Here is a 16515-nt window from a genome sequence, read left to right as displayed (position 1 = left end):
ACCGAGCCGCAAAGGCGGCGTCACATCGTCTCAGGCTGCGCCCAACTCGTCGTCCTCGTCGTCGCGGACCTCCGAGAGTTTCTCGATCACGTTGCGCGCGAACACCTGCTGTTCGGTGACGGCCATCTGGTTGCGGGCTCGCGAGGTGAATGCGAAGGTCCAGTCGATGAACGTGGTGAACCGGTTGCGGAAGCCCACCAGGTAGAGCAGGTGCAGGAACAACCAGCCCACCCAGGCGAAGAAACCGGCGAACTCGATGTGCTTGTCGGTGCCGGGCACCGGGATCTTCGCGACCGCGGCGAAACGTGCGACGGTGGCCATCGACCCCTTGTCCCAGTACTCGAACGGCGGGCGCTTGCTGTAGTTGCCCTTGATCCGGGCGAGGACGGTGTCGGCGGCGTAGCGGGCCGACTGGTTGGCTGCCGGCGCGAGCCCCGGCACCCCGTCGATGGCCATCATGTCGCCGACGACGAACACCTCGGCGTGACCGGGGATCGACAGATCGGGCTGCACCTTCACGCGGCCGGCGCGATCGAGCTCCACCCCGCTCTGCTCGGCGAGCTGACGGCCGAGCGGGCTCGCCGCGACACCGGCCGACCACACCTTGCACTGCGCCTCGATCCGACGAACCGAGCCGTCGGCGTCCTTGACCATCAACCCGTGGTAGTCCATGTCGACGACCATCGCACCGAGCTGCACGTCCACGCCGAGCGAACGCAGTCGCTTCTCCGCGCGCGCACCGAGTTTCGGCCCGAACGGCGGGAGCACCGCCGATGCCGCATCGAGCAGGATCACCCGCGACTCGGTCGGATCGATGTTGCGGAACGCCCCGGCCAGGGTCTTGTCGGCCAGTTCCACGATCTGTCCGGCCATCTCCACGCCGGTGGGGCCGGCGCCGATGACCACGAAGGTCAGCAGCCGTTCGCGCTCTTCGGGATCATCCGACAGCTCGGCCTGCTCGAACGCACCGAGGATGCGGCCGCGCAGTTCCAGCGCGTCGTCGATCGTCTTGAGGCCGGGGGCGAACTCGGCGAAATGGTCGTTGCCGAAGTACGACTGGCCGGCGCCGGCGGCGACGATCAGGCTGTCGTAGGTGACCTCGGTGATCCGGCCCATGGTGCGCGAGGTGACCGTCCGCGAGGTGAGGTCGATGGTGTCGACGTCGCCGAGGATCACCTGCACGTTCTGCTGCTTGGCCAGCACCACCCGCACCTGTGGTGCGATCTGGCCCTGCGAGATCAGACCGGTCGCCACCTGATAGAGCAGCGGCTGGAAGAGGTGATGCGAGGTGCGCGCGATCATCGTGATCTCGACGTCGGCGCGGTTGAGTCGTCGGGCGGCCGCCAGACCGCCGAAGCCCGATCCGATGATCACCACATGGTGACGACGGGGCTTGTCGGCGTTGGCATCCGGGGTCTGAGCCGCGGCTGGTGCAGCGTCTTGCGACATGGCACGTTCCTTCACTTACGGTTCGACACCCAGGCGGACGATGTCGGGGAACGGTGCTCCTTGCCGGTGGACTCCGGCTACGCCAGTCGCGAGACCGACATTAGCTCACAGCGGCCGACGATGCGAGAGAATTCTGTGCCAACTCCGGCCAGACGGCACCTTTCGGGCCGGAATCCGCAGGTCGATCGGTCCTCAGGTCAGACCGTTGATCGCCCGGTCGGTGATCGACGGCGAGAGATAGTCGAGCATCGGCAGTACCGTGCGGACCGCGGCCGGTGCCACCTGCGCGGGCCGATGCGTGATCGCCCGGACGATCCAGGAGCCGGCCTCCTCCGCACTCAGTGCGTGGGCATCGCTGTATTCGGCGGTCGGCGTGATCATCTCGGTCCGGACCAGCGGATAGTAGATGTTGGTGGCGCTCACCCCGGGGTGCGGCCGCTCGGCGTTGAGGCTGCGCCCGAAGATCGCCAGCGCATTCTTCGACGCCGCATAGGCCGAGAAACGCGGGAACGTGTGCGCCATCAGCCCCCAGGTACAGACGTTGACGATCTGCCCGTTTCCACGCTCCACCATGCCGGGCAGCAGCCCGAGGGTCAGCTGCACCGCGGCGAAGTAGTTGATCGCCATCGTCCGCCGGTAGTCGTGCAGCCGGTCGGTGGAGTCGATCACCGACCGGCGGATCGACCGGCCTGCGTTGTTGACCAGCACGTCGATGTGCTCGTCGGCGAGGTCGGTGAGCAGCCGGTCGACGTCGGCCTCGTCGGACAGGTCGGCGGTGCGGTAGCGGCAGCCGGTCTCCGCGGCGAGGGCGGCGAGTTCCGGTTCCCGCCGGGCCACCGCGATCACGTCGGCGCCGCGAGCACTCAGTTGTCGTGCGGCCTCACGCCCGATCCCGGCCGACGCACCGGTGACCAGCACGGTGAGCCCGTCGACGTCGCGGCCGGGTCCGGCGATCGCGTCCTCGACCGACTTCGGCAGCAGACTGCGCCGCTGCAGCAACTCCGACACCACTGCGGTCGGCGACACCCGCGGCAGCGAGAACATCGAGCTCACGACGTCCCCTACCGGATCTGCTCGCGCAGGTTGACCTCGGTCTGGCGGATCGCCTGGCCGGCGAACGGCCCGAGCAACGCACCGAGTGCGCGCCCGGCGAGCCCGCCGGGCAGCTCGTACCGGAACTCCACCCCGACCGCGGTGCCGCCGTCGTCGGTGTCGGTGAAGTGCCATCGGGTGTCGGCGCCGAATCCGGCGATGGAACTCAGTTCGATCAGCTCGTTCTCCACCCAGTCCGTGGTCTCCACCGTCGACCGCAGGGTCTTGGGCCCGACCTCGAGTGCGGCCTCGAACGTCGACCCCTTACCGCTCGTCATCTCGGTGAGCGGACTGAATGTGGTGATGCCGAACATGTATCTCGGCACGTTCTGGTAGTCGTTCACATACGCGAAGACCCGCTCGCGCGGGACCGCCACGGTGGACGAATGACTGACTCCTGGCATCGTTGACCTCCCCTGTTCGCCGATGTCACGGCAGCGGCCGGGCCGCGGTGACATCACTGGGCACAGCCTATGTGATCGGGATCCCATGCCCGCATGAACCCTGCCATCCGCCGATGTCACGATCCCCACGGGCGATAATGTCCGGTATGCGATCCCGGACCAAGATCATCGATGCCACGATCGAACTGATCGCCCATCAGGGTTTCGCCGCCGCCAGCATCGCCGCCGTGGCCAAGTCGGCGGGGGTGTCCCGGCAGACGGTGTACTCGATCTTCGGATCCCGCGAAGATCTCGTCTCGCAGTCGCTCGCCGAACTCGCGACCACCCTAATGTCGGAGGTGCACACCCGGCTCGACGGCATCACCGATCTCACCGACTATCTCATCGAGTTCCTCGTCGCAGGACGGTCGATGTCGACGAACCACCCGGTGCTGTCGACGCTGATGTCGGCCCAGGACTTCCACCCGTTCTTCGACGACGGGGCGATGGAACGCACCCGCGCGGTGGTCACCGAGTTCCTCCGGCCGATGACCGCCCGCCAGCCCCAGTACGAGCCCTACGTCGAGCAGATCGTCGACATGGTGTCGTTGCTCGGGCTGTCGCTGGTGGTGGTCGACGACACCGCGCGCACCGACGACGAGATGCGCGAGTTCCTCGAGATGTGGCTGCGCCCGGCGATCACCGCCCTCGACGTCGGCTGACCCGGCACCGGCCGCGACCCCTCGTCCACGACCGGCACCCGGCGATCACCGGCATCAGATGACCGACGCCGTCCGATGGGCGACCCCTCAGATGATCGAACCGATGTCGCGGGCGACGATGTTGTCGAGTGCCCGTTCGGCGATCGCGGCGATGGTCATCGACGGGTTGCATGCCGCCGAATTGCCCGGCATCAGTGCGCCGTCGACGACGTAGAGGCCGCGCTGCCCCTTCACCCGGCCGTCGAGGTCGCAGGCGACACCCATGTTGGCGCCACCGACGGGATGCCAGGTGGACGGCACGACGCCGTTGGTGTCGAGCAGGGTGGACCCGGGACCGGCGATCTTGACCGCCGTCGGATGGATGTACCGATTCTGAATCCGGCTGTCCCCCTCGTGCGGCCACTGCACCGAGGCCTCGTCCCGGGCCGAGTCGTAGACGAAATGTCCACGGGCAGCGGAGACGCCGTAGGCCACCATCATCGTCGAGTGGGTGTCCACCGGCAGCGGCGGGATGGATGCCTGGATGATGGTGAACGCATTGGCCGGGTCGGACCAGTTGGGGCTGCCGTAGACCACCGGACCGCCCTGTGCCGCACCGAACTGCGCGGCCGGGTTGTTCCAGACGTAGATGCGGTCGGCATTGGTTCCCCACCCCGTGCCCAGGGTGTCGGGCAGGTCGGGGATGGCACCGGTCGCCCGCGCCCGCACCAGCATCTTGGTGGTGCCCATCGATCCGGCCGCCATGATCAGCGCACCGGCGGTGAGGATCTTCTGCTCCAGCACCCGACCGGACTCGTCGGTGCGGTCGACGTGAACAGTCCACTTGCCGTTACGTTCTCGGCGGATGTCGGTGACCTCGTGCAGGGTGCGGACGTCGAGTCGGCCGGTCTTCTCCACGGCCGCGATATAGGTGACGTCGACGCTGTGCTTACCGCCGTTGTTGACTCCGATCGCACCGTCACCGTTGGTGTAGGCGGGCTTCATCTTGCCGGCGATCTCGGCGAGCGCATAGTTCCAGTCGATCGGCATCGGGATCTTCTGCAGCGGCAGGCCGGCCTTGCGCACGTGCGCCGCGAACTCGCGGACCACCCGATAGTTGGGGGTGCGGATCAGCGCGTCGGGCGCGGTGGCCACCCCGAGCATCTTCTCCACGCGCGGATAGTAGACGGTGTCCATGGCATGCCAGTCGATCCCGGACGGGAAGTGTGAGGTGAACACCGACTCGATGGGCTTGAGCGTCATCCCTTGGTAGACAAGCGATCCACCACCGAGTCCGGCGGCCACCATGGTGGTCATGGTGGGCGTGGCAATGGACTCGAACAGCCCGACGTAGGGGTCCACGGCCAGCGGACGGCCGAACACCTGCGGGGTGGAGCGATGCCAGAGGATGCGTTTGTCCGGGTTGGTCGCGCTCGGGAAGGTGGTGGCATTCGGTCCGGTGGCCCAGCGCCGCCCCCGTTCGAGCAACACGACCGGCACCCCGGCCTGGGTGAGGCGCAGGGCGGCGACACCGCCACCGAAACCGGACCCGATGACCACCACGCGATGATCCTCGCGTGTGGTGCGCACCCGTGCCGGCGCACCGTATCCGGGCCCGACCCCCGTGGCCGTCGCGATCACGCCCGCCGCACCGGCGGTCGCCGCACCCGCCAGGAAGCCCCTGCGCGACAACCCCGATCGCGAGACGGCAGGCCGCCCTTCGGCAGACCGCGAGACAGCAGACATGACAAACCCCCATCATCACCAGGCTGAGCCCAGTTGTTCTGTGCGACAAGACGATGCGCCCCACCCCGTCGGGGCGCCAGACCGCGGCCCACGTCATCGGGCAGCACACGGCGTCTGTGATTCGCACTCAAACTAGACAGTTGTCGGAGTATGTGTCAAGATCTCACAGCGTTGTGGTTTGGGACACCATCCGACATCCGGAGATGCCACATCACAGCACACCGGCGGGCAACGCGCCAAGGGGACACCGTGCACAGGGGGACAGTGATGCTTCATCGACGACGGCAGCGGCCATTCGGACGTGCCCGGTCGGCGCCACACCGATCGTTGGTCACCCTCGCGGTCGCGGCCACGACCGCGGCGATCGCGCTCGGCGGCGTCACCTCCCCCGCATCGGCGGATCCGGCCGGCAGCCTGGCGGTCGGCACCGCGAAATGTGATGGCGCCTCACATCCCGAACCCGGGATACAAGGCGATGTTCCTGCCGCCCAGCGTGATTCCGGGGCCACGCGCACCGGCTACTCGTGCAACATGCGACGGATCGGCGCGTACACCGGCCACGGCGGCGGGATCACCTCCACCAGCATCGGTTCGTGCGCCTACATGGGGAGCCTGTTTCCCAACAGTCTCGTCGGGCCCGCCGCCGGCGTACAGGTGATCGACGCGTCCAACCCGGCCCGGCCGCGCCACAGCGCCACACTCACCGCACCCGCCATGCTCGCCGGCACCTGGGAGTCGCTGAAGGCCAACCGGCGCAGCGAACTCCTGGTGGGCACCGGTGTGCCCGCACTCTTCGGCGCGGGACTGATGGCCGTCTACGACGTATCCGACTGTGCCGCACCCAAACTCCTCAATCCCGAGGTGGGTGGCACCGCTGCACCGCTGCCGATCTCGGCGCACGAGGGCGGGTTCTCCCCGGACGGCCGAACCTACTGGGCGTCGGGGCTCGGTCCGGGATTCCTCAGCGCCGTCGATCTCTCCGAGCCCAGCCGGCCGCGCGTGCTCTGGCAGGGCCTCACCGGACTGTCGACCCACGGGATCGGCGTCAGCGCCGACGGCAATCGGCTCTATCTGGCAAGCAATTTCGGCGGGATCACGGTGTGGGATGTGTCGGCGGTGCAGCGCCGCTACCGTAATCCGCAGGTGCGGCGCCTGGCCGAGCTCACCTGGACCGACGGGTGTGCCACCCAGCACAGCGTGCCGGTGACCTACGGCGGCAAGCAGTATCTGTTCACCGTCGACGAGGGCGGTTCCGGCGGCGTGAAGCTCATCGACGTGTCGACGCCGACCCGCCCGCGGATCGTCAACAAACTCAAGCTGGCGATCAACCTGCGGCAGAACGTGGACTCGGCCACCGCCTCGTCGGCCGGTGGTGGCGTGTTCGCCTACGAGTCGCACTACTGCGCCGCCGACCGGCCCGCGAACCCGACGGCCCTCGCCTGCGGATGGTTCTCGTCGGGCATCCGGGTCGTCGACGTCCGCGACCCGTTCGACGTCCGCGAGATCGCCTACTACAACCCGCCCGCGCGTACCGGGCAGGAGAGCAGCCTGAGCAACTCCCCGCATGCGCTGTTGTCGGTGGCCGGCGTGCCGCTGCTCAGCGTCCCGGCGGTACTGCAGTCGCTGGCCTCGGGACAGTTCGATCCCGGACAGGCCCGCAGCTCCCGCACCGGCCGGGTGATGGGCGACCTGAGTACCGACTGGTGCGCCTCCCCGCCCGAGTGGCGCGGCCGTCAGCTCTGGGCCACCTGCGCCGACAACGGTTTCCAGGTCCTCGAGTTGTCGGCGTCGGCGTACACACCGCCGCCGGACCAGCAGTCGACGGTGGGTTCGTGATGCGACGCCGCGTCGTCGTCGGCGCCGGTGCCGCCGTGGTGATCGCGGTGGCGATGGCGACCGGCTGGCTGCTCCGTGCGACGGTGGGAACCGTTGCGGCGGAGTCGTCCCCGTCGCCGTCGGCGGTGGAGATCGCGTACATGCAGGACATGGTCGCCCATCACCAGCAGGCGGTGGTGATGGCGAAGTCGATCGATCGTGAGGGGATCGATCCGGGCGTCCGGCTGCTGGCGCGTCAGATCTCCGAATCGCAGCAGTACGAGCTCGGCACGATGATCGGTCGCCTCCGGATGGCCGGGCAACCGGTGGAGAATCCGGAGCCGATGGCCTGGATGCCCGGTACCGATCAGATGTCGGGCATGTCGGACCACCACCCGGGGGACCATCACGGTGGTGGGCATGACATGCCGGGTATGGCGACCACCGAACAGCTCACCCAGCTCGGATCGTTGTCGGGCACTGCCGCCGAGAATCTGTTCCTGGAGTTGATGTATCGCCATCATCAGGGCGGGATCGCGATGGCACAGACCGCCTTGCCCCTGGTGACGACGGCGGCGGTGCGCGAGTCGGTGCTCGACACCGTCAACGGCCAGACCAAAGAGGTCGGTCTGATGGGTTCGATGCTCGCCGAACGCGACGCACAGGCCCCGGCCCCGGGCTGATCGGCACCGGCGGCGTCGGCGTCTCCGGCGGCGTCGGCGTCTCCGGTGTCGTCGCGACGGCGAATCCCGACCCGCGCATCCCGATCGTGGTCACTCCCCCAGCGACAGAGACACCTTGCGCAGCAGTGTGGTCAGGGCCGCACGCTCGGCGTCGTCGAGTCCGTCGAGGACCTGCCGGTCGTCGTCGAGGCGTCGCGGGAGTTCACGGTCGACCAGCGCGCGCCCGGCGTCGGTGGGCGTGAGCAGCACCACCCGACCGTCCCGTTCGGACTTGTGCCGCTCGAGCAGGCCGCGGCGGGACAGACTGTCGCTGATCTTGGTCACCGACGCCCCGCTGAGCATGGTCGTGAACACCACCTCGCTGGCGCGCAGTGGTCGATCGGCGCGCACGAGTGCACCGAGGACGTCGAACTCCGAGCGGGTGATGCCGTGTACCTCGAGGTTGCGATCGAGGCGTGCGCTGGTGACCGAGGCGATGCGCTGGACACGGCCGAGGATGCCCACCGGCGACATGTCCAGATCCGGATAGGCGCGGGCCCACTCACCGAGGACATGGTCGACGACATCGGTGGTTTCGGTCACCTGGGTAATCATAATCCCTCATCGTCTTCGTCATTCGAAATACTTCACTAGTAAAACAGTGCTAAAGTAATTCTATGTCGTCCACCCCCACCACCCCCGTCGTGTCCGCATCCGCCCCACTCGAACCGGTCGCCGCCGAATCGGCCCGCTCGCTGCGCGGCGATGCGGTGCGGCACTGGGTGCGGGCGCAGACCTGGCGGGACATCGCGACCGTGGAGTTCTCCCGGATCGGATACGCGGTGCCGATCCGCGTCGGCATCGCGGTGGCACTGGTGATGATCGTGGGCGGGCTCACCGGTCATCGAGACGTCGCCGGCCTCGCCGCACTGGGCGCGTTGATCTCCGCGTTCTGCCGGCCCGACCCCTACCCGGTCCGGCTACCCCGGCTGCTGGTGATCGGCGCCGCCCTGACCTCCTCGGTCGCGATCGGCGGGACGCTGGGCACGTACTCCTCGTCGATGGTCGTCGACATCATCGTGATCTCCCTGCTCGGCGGCGCATCGGTGTACCTGATGACCTCACTGCACATCGTCGGACCGGGAGCGGTGATCATCATGTTCGCCGCCAACGGTGCCGCGGCATCCGCGGCCACCACCGGCATCGGATATGCCACCGCCGCCACCGCGATCGGCGCCGTCGTCGGCATCCTGGCCTCGATCGCCCCGTGGTTGCTGGGCCTGGCCCGCACCGACGCCGACAAGCCGCGTCGCGAATCGCTGCGCGTGGCACTCGCCGGCGGCCGCACCCGCGCCGCACACCGCCACCTGCTCTTCACCGCCGGACGCATCACCGTCGCCGCCGCGATCGCCGGCGGCATCGCCACCGCCATCGGCCTCGCCCATCCGATGTGGGCAGCCATGGGCGGCGTCGCCGCCATGCAGGGTGTGGCCTATCACCTCACCGTCCGCCGCGGTGTGCAACGCCTCATCGGCAATGTCGTCGGCGGCGTGATCGCGGCGATCCTGCTCGCCCTGCCGCTCGGCTACTGGGGTGCGGTCGTGGCGATCGTCGTCTTCCAGGTCGCCGCCGAGGTCTTCTCCACCGTCAACTACGCACTGTGCTCGGTGGTCGTCACCCCGATGGCGCTGCTGCTGACCGGGATCGGCGCCCACCTGAGCCCCGACGCCGCCGTCGACCGCGTCCTCGACACCGTGATCGGCATCGTGATCGGCATCGTGATCGCCGCGATCACCATCACCCGCGCCGACGTCGACCACTGACCACTCCGCATTCGGGGAAACAAACCTAGTTTTCACGGGCGTCACATTCACGCAACGATGCGGGTACCTGCCACTCATAGCGTCGTATCGCTTGCACAACGCCCGTGCCCTGCCCGGGGCCACCCAGGCCCCCGGGGAGAGCGGGACCGAAATCCCCCAGGAGTACCCATGAGTGGCAGCATGTCGCGCCGACAGGCCATCGAGGCCGTGACCACCTACGAGATGGACGACGAGGGCTTCGCCGAGCCGCTCGCCGACACATTCGGCCGCAACGTCTTCACCCTCTCGGTGATGAAGTCGCGCCTCCCCAAGCACGTGTTCAAGGCGGTCTCGGCCACCATCGACAAGGGAGCTCCGCTCGATCCCACGCTGGCCGACTACGTCGCCTCGGCGATGAAGGACTGGGCCATCGAGAAGGGCGCATCCCACTACGCGCACGTCTTCTACCCGCTGACCGGCTTCACCGCCGAGAAGCACGACTCGTTCCTCGAGCCCGACTCCTCGGGTGCCTCGCTGGCCGAGTTCCAGGGCAAGACCCTGCTGCAGGGCGAGCCGGATGCCTCGAGCTTCCCCAACGGCGGCCTGCGCGGCACATTCGAGGCCCGCGGCTACACCGGCTGGGACGTCACCAGCCCGGCGTACATCCTGGAGAACCCCAAGGGCAACACGCTGTGCATCCCCACCATCTTCATCTCCTGGACCGGTGAGGCCCTCGACAAGAAGACCCCGCTGCTGCGCAGCCAGCAGGCCATGAGCAAGCAGGCGATGCGGCTGCTGAAGCTGTTCGGCCACACCGACATCGACACCGTCGTGTCCTACGCGGGCGCCGAGCAGGAGTACTTCCTGATCGATCGGCACTTCTACTTCGCCCGCCCCGACCTGATGACCGCCAACCGGACCCTGTTCGGCGCCAAGCCGTCCAAGGGCCAGGAATTCGACGACCACTACTTCGGCGCCATCCCGGATCGTGTGCTGGCCTTCATGATCGAGCTCGACCGCGAGCTGTTCAAACAGGGCATCCCGGCCAAGACCCGGCACAACGAGGTGGCCCCCGGCCAGTTCGAGATCGCCCCGGTCTTCGAGAAGTCCAACCTCGCCCACGACCACCAGCAGCTGATGATGACCACCATGAAGAAGGTGGCCGAACGCTACGGCATGGTCTGTCTGCTGCACGAGAAGCCGTTCGCCGGCGTCAACGGTTCGGGCAAGCACGTCAACTTCTCGCTCGGCAACAACAACCAGGGCAACCTGCTCAACCCGGGTGACACCCCGCACGAGAACGAGCAGTTCCTGGTGTTCTGTGCGGCCATCATCCGCGGTGTGCACAAGTACGGCGGTCTGCTGCGCTCCTCGATCGCCTCGGCATCCAACGATCACCGCCTCGGCGCCAACGAGGCCCCGCCGGCGATCATCTCGATCTTCCTCGGTGAGCAGCTCGCCGACGTCTTCGACCAGATCGCCAAGGGCGGCGCCAAGGCCAGCAAGGCCTCCGGCGTCATCGAACTCGGCGTCGACACCCTGCCGCCACTCAAGGCCGACGCCGGTGACCGCAACCGCACCAGCCCGTTCGCCTTCACCGGAAACCGTTTCGAGTTCCGTGCACCCGGCTCCAACCAGTCGATCGCCGATCCGATGATCGCGATCAACGCGATGCTCGCCGAGTCGCTGGACTACGTCTGCACCAGCCTGGAGAAGTCCGCCGAGGAGGGCCTCACCTTCGACGACGCCGTGCAGAAGGTGCTCGAGGAGATCATCGTCGAGCACGGCAAGGTGGTGTTCAACGGTGACGGCTACTCCGATGCATGGCAGGAGGAGGCCGCCACCCGCGGACTGCTCAACCTGCGCACCACCGTCGACGCGATGGCCCAGCTCGACGAGCCGGCGATCAAGGAGCTGATGAGCAGCTACGGCATCCTCTCCGAGCGAGAACTCAAGGCACGCAAGGAGGTCGTTCTCGAGCAGTACGCCCTGGCCCTGCTGGTGGAGGCCAAGGAGACCCTCGAGGTCGCCAAGACCATGATCCTGCCCGCGGCCACCCGCTACATGGGCGAACTCGCCGGCACCCAGGCCAGCCTGAAGGCCGCGGGGGTCGACATGGAGACCCCGGTGCTCAAGACGATGACCGTCGCGGTGAGCGAGCTCAACGACAAGATGGACATCCTCGAGGAGGCCATCGGCGGCTTCCACGGTGACACCGTCGAGACCGAGGCCGAGTACGCCCTGAAGTCGCTGATCCCGGTGATGAACGACGTGCGCGTCGCATCGGACCGGCTGGAGAGCATCGTGGCCGACGACCTGTGGCCGCTGCCCACCTACAGCGAGATGCTGACCATCCTCTGATCCACACCGTCACAACAGATCTGGCCGACCCGGTCGGTGCGGGGGCATGAGCACCCGCAACGACAACGCCACCACCACCCTGGTGGCCGGGTCGGCCAGATCCATTCCGGTGACCGTCTGGAGTCGCCGAATCCGGTACCGCAGCGTGTTCGGGTGGACGTCGAGATCGGCCGCCGCCGCCCGCACGTCGCCGAACCGATCCAGGTAGGCCCGTAACGACACCACGAACTCACTGCCGCCACGGGCGTCGGCGTCGACGAGTTCACGCACCCGAGGATCGACGAGATCCGGGTTTTCCGAGAGCAATTCGACGATCGAACCCAACACCACACCGGTCCGGGACGCGGCCACCGTGGTCACCGGATCGATCAGGTCACCCGCCCGGCCCGCGGCGTCGAGCACCCTGTCGACCTGGACCCGCAGCTCCGGCACCTCCCCCACACCGGTTGCCGGACCGGCGATCACGGCACGCACCGCCAGACCGAACTGTCGGCGGGTGGCGTCGACGACGGTCTGCGCCCACGCCTGTGCGGCCGGCGGGTCCACCGACGGCAACACCACGTAGGCACGTGCACCCACCGTCGTGGTCACCGACAACGGACTGAAGGCGCTGGCGTGCAGGGTGAGTGCCGAGATCTGCCCCGACGTCACCGACACCGTCGCCGGGTCGTCGGGACCGAATCCCACCACCACGACCGGTGCCACCGGATCGATGCCCAGTTCGGTCCCGAGGTGCTGGCCGGCGACCGGGCCGCCCCGCACACCGAGGAGCCGCCGGACGAGGTCGTCGTGGCCGGAACCCGCGGCACGTCGGCGGACGATCACCCGCGCGGCGACCGCCGCGGCACCGATCAGCACCTCGTCGGCGTCGGCCGCGGGCTCGGCATCGCCCTGCTGCAGCCACACCACGCCGAGGAACTCCCCGATGCGCCGCTCCCCCGACGTGCCGCCGACGACGGGCGCACGGATCGCCACCGCGCGGCGGGGACGCAGGCCGAGGTCGGCGCGGGCGTCCACGGTGACCACCGTCGCCGACGTCCGCAGCGCATCCATCACCCCCCACTGACGCAACCATGCCAGCATCTCCGGCGGACCCTCCCGCCCCAGGATCGACAGTCTGCGCAGTTCGTCGGCCTCGTCGCCGGCCGAACTGTAGGCCAGCACATGCGAGCGTTCGTCCTCGATGCTGATCAGGCCACCGGTCCGGCGCGCGACCTCCGCGGCGAGCTCGAAGAGATCACCCACATGTCCCTGCAGCATCGACTCCCCGGCACCGATCGTGGCGGTCGCGGCGTCGATCACCGCGCTGACGAGGTGATACACCCGCTCCCACCGGGCGTGGGGGTCGACGGCGATCACCGCGACGCCCCGTGCCGCGGCGCGCTCCACCACCTCAGGTGTGGGTGCCTTGGCCATCAATGCCACCGGCAGTGGGCCGCCCAGTCCGTCGAGCCATTCGATCGCCGCCGCCCCGCCCACACCGACCAGCAGAAACAGCTGGGCCCCGCGCGCACCCCGACCGAGCCCGAGCTCGACGTCGTCGGCATCGAGCATCGCCAGCTCAGCGATCGGCCTGTCGAGCCCGGCGGGCGCGGTCACCAGCGTGGCGACGGTCCGATCCAGGGCCAGCAGCAGACGCCCCAGCTCGACGCCGTCGAGCGGGGTGGTCTCCGGGTGGCCCATGTCCCCACGCTAGACCGGTGCAGGTCCGGATTCCCGGTAACTGTTCGTCCTATCCGACAAAACCAACGTCCGGTCTTGGGCCGATCGGACATATCGGGACGATCCGTTGGTTGCTGCACTGAGGTATGGATGCCATCACCACTGTCCCCCGACCGTCCAACGAGCCCGTCCACACCTATGCTCCGGGCACCCCCGAGCGCGAGCGCATCACGGCCGAACTGACCGCGCAGAGTGCTGCCGAACCCCGCGACCTGCCGCACGTCATCGGTGGCGTCGCCCATACCGGTGACGGCGAGCCCGTTCCCGTCGTACAACCGCATGCACACCACGAGGTGCTCGGCACCATCCGCAACGCCACCCACCACGACGCGCGTGCCGCGATCGACGCCGCACGCAATGCGGCCGAGGACTGGGCCCGCACCCCCTTCGATGATCGGGCCGCGGTGCTCCTGCGTGCGGCGGACCTGTTGTCGGGGCCATGGCGGGAGCGGATCGCCGCGGCCACCATGCTCGGCCAGTCGAAGTCGGTGCAGCAGGCCGAGATCGACGCGCCATGTGAACTCGTCGACTTCTGGCGGTTCAACGTCACATTCGCCCGCGAGATCCTCGCCGAACAGCCGGTCTCGTCACCCGGGGTGTGGAATCGCCTCGATCATCGTCCACTCGACGGATTCGTCTATGCCGTCACCCCGTTCAACTTCACCGCGATCGCGGCCAATCTGCCGACCGCGCCCATGTTGATGGGTAACACCGTGGTGTGGAAGCCCTCACCGACACAAGCGTATTCGGCACAACTGACCATGCAGGTACTGGTGGAGGCGGGGATGCCGCCCGGGGTGATCAACCTCGTCCACGGCGACGGGCACGCGGTGTCGGAGGTGGCGCTGACCGATCCCGATCTCGCCGGCATCCACTTCACCGGTTCGACGGCCACCTTCCAGCACCTGTGGCGGGAGGTGGGTGCGCGGATCGACCGGTACCGCAACTATCCGCGTCTGGTCGGCGAGACCGGTGGGAAGGATTTCATCGTCGCCCACGCCTCGGCAGATCCGGATGTCCTGCGTACGGCGTTGATCCGCGGCGCCTTCGAGTACCAGGGCCAGAAGTGTTCGGCCGCGTCACGCGCCTACATCGCACGCTCGGTGTGGGACCGGATGGGTGACGACTTCCTGGGCGAGACCGACGAACTCACCTACGGTGACGTCCGGGATCTGGGCAACTTCGGTTCGGCACTGATCGATCGCCGCGCCTACGACAAGTCGGTGGCCGCCATCGACCGCGCCAAGACGGTACCGACGATGACGGTTGCGGTGGGCGGCACGAGCGACGACACCACCGGATACTTCGTCCGGCCGACCGTGCTCCTCGGCGACGACCCCACCGACGAGGCGTTCAGTACCGAGTACTTCGGCCCGATCCTGTCGGTACATGTCTACGACGACGACACCTACACCGACACACTGCATCTGGTGGACTCGACGGCACGCTATGCGCTGACCGGATCGATCATCGCCGGTGAGGTGTCGGCCGTGGCAACCGCCGCCGACATCCTGCGCAACGCGGCGGGCAACTTCTACATCAACGACAAGCCCACCGGGGCCGTCGTCGGCCAGCAGCCCTTTGGCGGCGGTCGCGCGTCGGGCACCAACGACAAGGCCGGCTCCAAGGCCAATCTGATGCGGTGGACCTCCACCCGGACCATCAAGGAGACCTTCGTCCCACCCACCGCATCCGCCTATCCGCACATGGCTGCGCGATGAGCACCGCGTTCGATTCGATTCTGCGACCGGTGATCCTGCGGGCCGCGGCCGCCGACCACATCAAGAACACGGCGACGCGCCTGCCGGTCACCGCTCGGGTGGTGGACCGGTTCGTGGCCGGCGAGACCCAGGACGACGTGTTGTCGGCGGTGGCGGCGTCGCTCGCCGGCGGGTTGTCGGTGAGCGTGGACCACCTCGGGGAGGCCACCGTCGACGAGGCCGACGCCGCTGCGACGGTGAGAGCATATCTGTCTGTCCTGGAATCGATGTCAGGGTTGGAGGCGTCGGGTTCCGGGCGTCTGGAGGTGTCGCTCAAGCTGACCGCGCTCGGCCAGTCACTCCCTCGGCACGGCCGCAAGATGGCGACCGAGAACGCCCGAACGATCTGTGCGGCCGCGCACAGCCGTGGGGTGCTGGTGACCATCGACGCCGAGGACCACTCGACCGTCTCCGAGCGACTCGACATCGTGCGGGAACTACGCCGGGACTTCGACGATCTCGGGACCGTTCTGCAGGCCTATCTCCGTCGCACCGAGGACGACTGCCGCGAGTTCGCCGCGTCGGGGGCACGCATCAGGCTGTGCAAGGGCGCCTATGCCGAGCCGCCGTCGGTGGCATTCGACACCCACGCCCAGGTCGACGACTCCTATCTGCGGTGTCTGCGAATCCTGATGCACGGCAACGGCCATCCCATGGTCGCCAGTCACGACCCGACGATGATCGAGGCAGCCCAGGCCCTCGCGCACGAGTCCGGCAGGTCCCCGGAATCCTGGGAGCACCAGATGCTCTTCGGAATCCGTTCCGATGAGCAGCGTCGGCTGGCCGACGCCGGCGCACAGGTGCGGGTGTACATCCCGTACGGCAGCCAGTGGTACGGCTACTTCGTCCGCCGTCTGGCCGAACGACCCGCCAACTTGCTGTTCTTCCTTCGCGCATTGGCAGAGCGTCAAGGGAAACAGCAGCACGCTTAAGCTCAACCACCAATGCTCAGTCGATGATTGGTGTGGTCAGTCTGCGATGATCGAGGTGGGCGGCCTTCGATGATTGAGCCGGGACCGAGT

General features: G+C 68.0%; 13 protein-coding genes. 7 read left to right on the top strand and 6 right to left on the bottom strand.

Annotated elements, in window-relative coordinates:
• Nucleotides 1-30: 30 nt before the first annotated feature.
• The 3 genes from GD1_RS21640 to GD1_RS21630 form a co-directional block, all read right to left on the bottom strand.
• The gene (locus GD1_RS21640; protein ID WP_053776932.1) at nucleotides 31-1449 is read right to left on the bottom strand and encodes an NAD(P)/FAD-dependent oxidoreductase; all 1419 of its coding nucleotides are present in this window, start codon (nucleotides 1447-1449) and stop codon (nucleotides 31-33) included.
• 192 nt (nucleotides 1450-1641) lie between these two features.
• On the bottom strand, nucleotides 1642-2475 hold the full coding sequence (locus GD1_RS21635; RefSeq protein ID WP_373855347.1) for an SDR family NAD(P)-dependent oxidoreductase: 834 nt from the start codon (nucleotides 2473-2475) through the stop codon (nucleotides 1642-1644).
• Nucleotides 2476-2510: 35 nt separating this feature from the next.
• On the bottom strand, nucleotides 2511-2945 hold the full coding sequence (locus GD1_RS21630; RefSeq protein WP_059039516.1) for an SRPBCC family protein: 435 nt from the start codon (nucleotides 2943-2945) through the stop codon (nucleotides 2511-2513).
• A 146-nt stretch (nucleotides 2946-3091) separates the two neighbouring features.
• On the opposite strand from GD1_RS21630, the gene GD1_RS21625 reads away from it, so the two are divergent.
• Complete coding sequence (locus tag GD1_RS21625) at nucleotides 3092-3646, top strand: TetR/AcrR family transcriptional regulator (protein ID WP_059039515.1); 555 nt, start codon at nucleotides 3092-3094, stop codon at nucleotides 3644-3646.
• 87 nt (nucleotides 3647-3733) lie between these two features.
• Here the strand turns inward: GD1_RS21625 and GD1_RS21620 are convergent, their stop codons facing one another.
• Nucleotides 3734-5371 (bottom strand): GMC oxidoreductase, encoded by a 1638-nt coding sequence (locus GD1_RS21620; RefSeq protein ID WP_059039514.1) that lies wholly within the window; start codon nucleotides 5369-5371, stop codon nucleotides 3734-3736.
• 267 nt (nucleotides 5372-5638) lie between these two features.
• Here GD1_RS21620 and GD1_RS21615 point away from each other — a divergent pair, with 267 nt between their 5' ends.
• Entirely contained in the window at nucleotides 5639-7207 is a 1569-nt protein-coding gene (locus GD1_RS21615; protein WP_059039513.1) for an LVIVD repeat-containing protein, read from the top strand.
• Nucleotides 7207-7869 carry a DUF305 domain-containing protein gene (locus tag GD1_RS21610; RefSeq protein WP_059039512.1) on the top strand — a complete coding sequence of 221 codons (663 nt, stop codon included), beginning with the start codon at nucleotides 7207-7209 and terminating at the stop codon, nucleotides 7867-7869. The genes GD1_RS21615 and GD1_RS21610 overlap by 1 nt, the downstream gene beginning before the upstream one ends.
• A gap of 90 nt (nucleotides 7870-7959) precedes the next feature.
• Here GD1_RS21610 and GD1_RS21605 read toward each other — a convergent pair whose 3' ends face one another.
• Nucleotides 7960-8463 (bottom strand): MarR family winged helix-turn-helix transcriptional regulator, encoded by a 504-nt coding sequence (locus GD1_RS21605; protein ID WP_059039511.1) that lies wholly within the window; start codon nucleotides 8461-8463, stop codon nucleotides 7960-7962.
• 62 nt (nucleotides 8464-8525) lie between these two features.
• On the opposite strand from GD1_RS21605, the gene GD1_RS21600 reads away from it, so the two are divergent.
• Nucleotides 8526-9671 carry an FUSC family protein gene (locus tag GD1_RS21600; RefSeq protein ID WP_083534583.1) on the top strand — a complete coding sequence of 382 codons (1146 nt, stop codon included), beginning with the start codon at nucleotides 8526-8528 and terminating at the stop codon, nucleotides 9669-9671.
• A gap of 168 nt (nucleotides 9672-9839) precedes the next feature.
• Nucleotides 9840-12011 carry a glutamine synthetase III family protein gene (locus GD1_RS21595; protein ID WP_053776909.1) on the top strand — a complete coding sequence of 724 codons (2172 nt, stop codon included), beginning with the start codon at nucleotides 9840-9842 and terminating at the stop codon, nucleotides 12009-12011.
• Between the two features lie 9 nt (nucleotides 12012-12020).
• On the opposite strand, the gene GD1_RS21590 is transcribed toward GD1_RS21595, so the two are convergent.
• Nucleotides 12021-13694, bottom strand: coding sequence for a PucR family transcriptional regulator (locus GD1_RS21590; RefSeq protein WP_059039510.1), 1674 nt, complete (start codon nucleotides 13692-13694; stop codon nucleotides 12021-12023).
• A 125-nt stretch (nucleotides 13695-13819) separates the two neighbouring features.
• Here GD1_RS21590 and pruA point away from each other — a divergent pair, with 125 nt between their 5' ends.
• Nucleotides 13820-15454, top strand: coding sequence for an L-glutamate gamma-semialdehyde dehydrogenase (gene pruA, locus GD1_RS21585; protein ID WP_059039509.1), 1635 nt, complete (start codon nucleotides 13820-13822; stop codon nucleotides 15452-15454).
• Complete coding sequence (locus GD1_RS21580; protein ID WP_059039508.1) at nucleotides 15451-16425, top strand: proline dehydrogenase family protein; 975 nt, start codon at nucleotides 15451-15453, stop codon at nucleotides 16423-16425. The genes pruA and GD1_RS21580 overlap by 4 nt, the downstream gene beginning before the upstream one ends.
• Nucleotides 16426-16515 lie beyond the last annotated feature (90 nt).

Origin of the sequence: Gordonia desulfuricans NBRC 100010, from assembly GCF_001485495.1 — a bacterium.
GTDB lineage: Bacteria > Actinomycetota > Actinomycetes > Mycobacteriales > Mycobacteriaceae > Gordonia > Gordonia desulfuricans.
The sequence above is the reverse complement of the archived record's forward strand: the minus strand, read 5'-3'. Positions and strand labels throughout refer to the sequence as shown.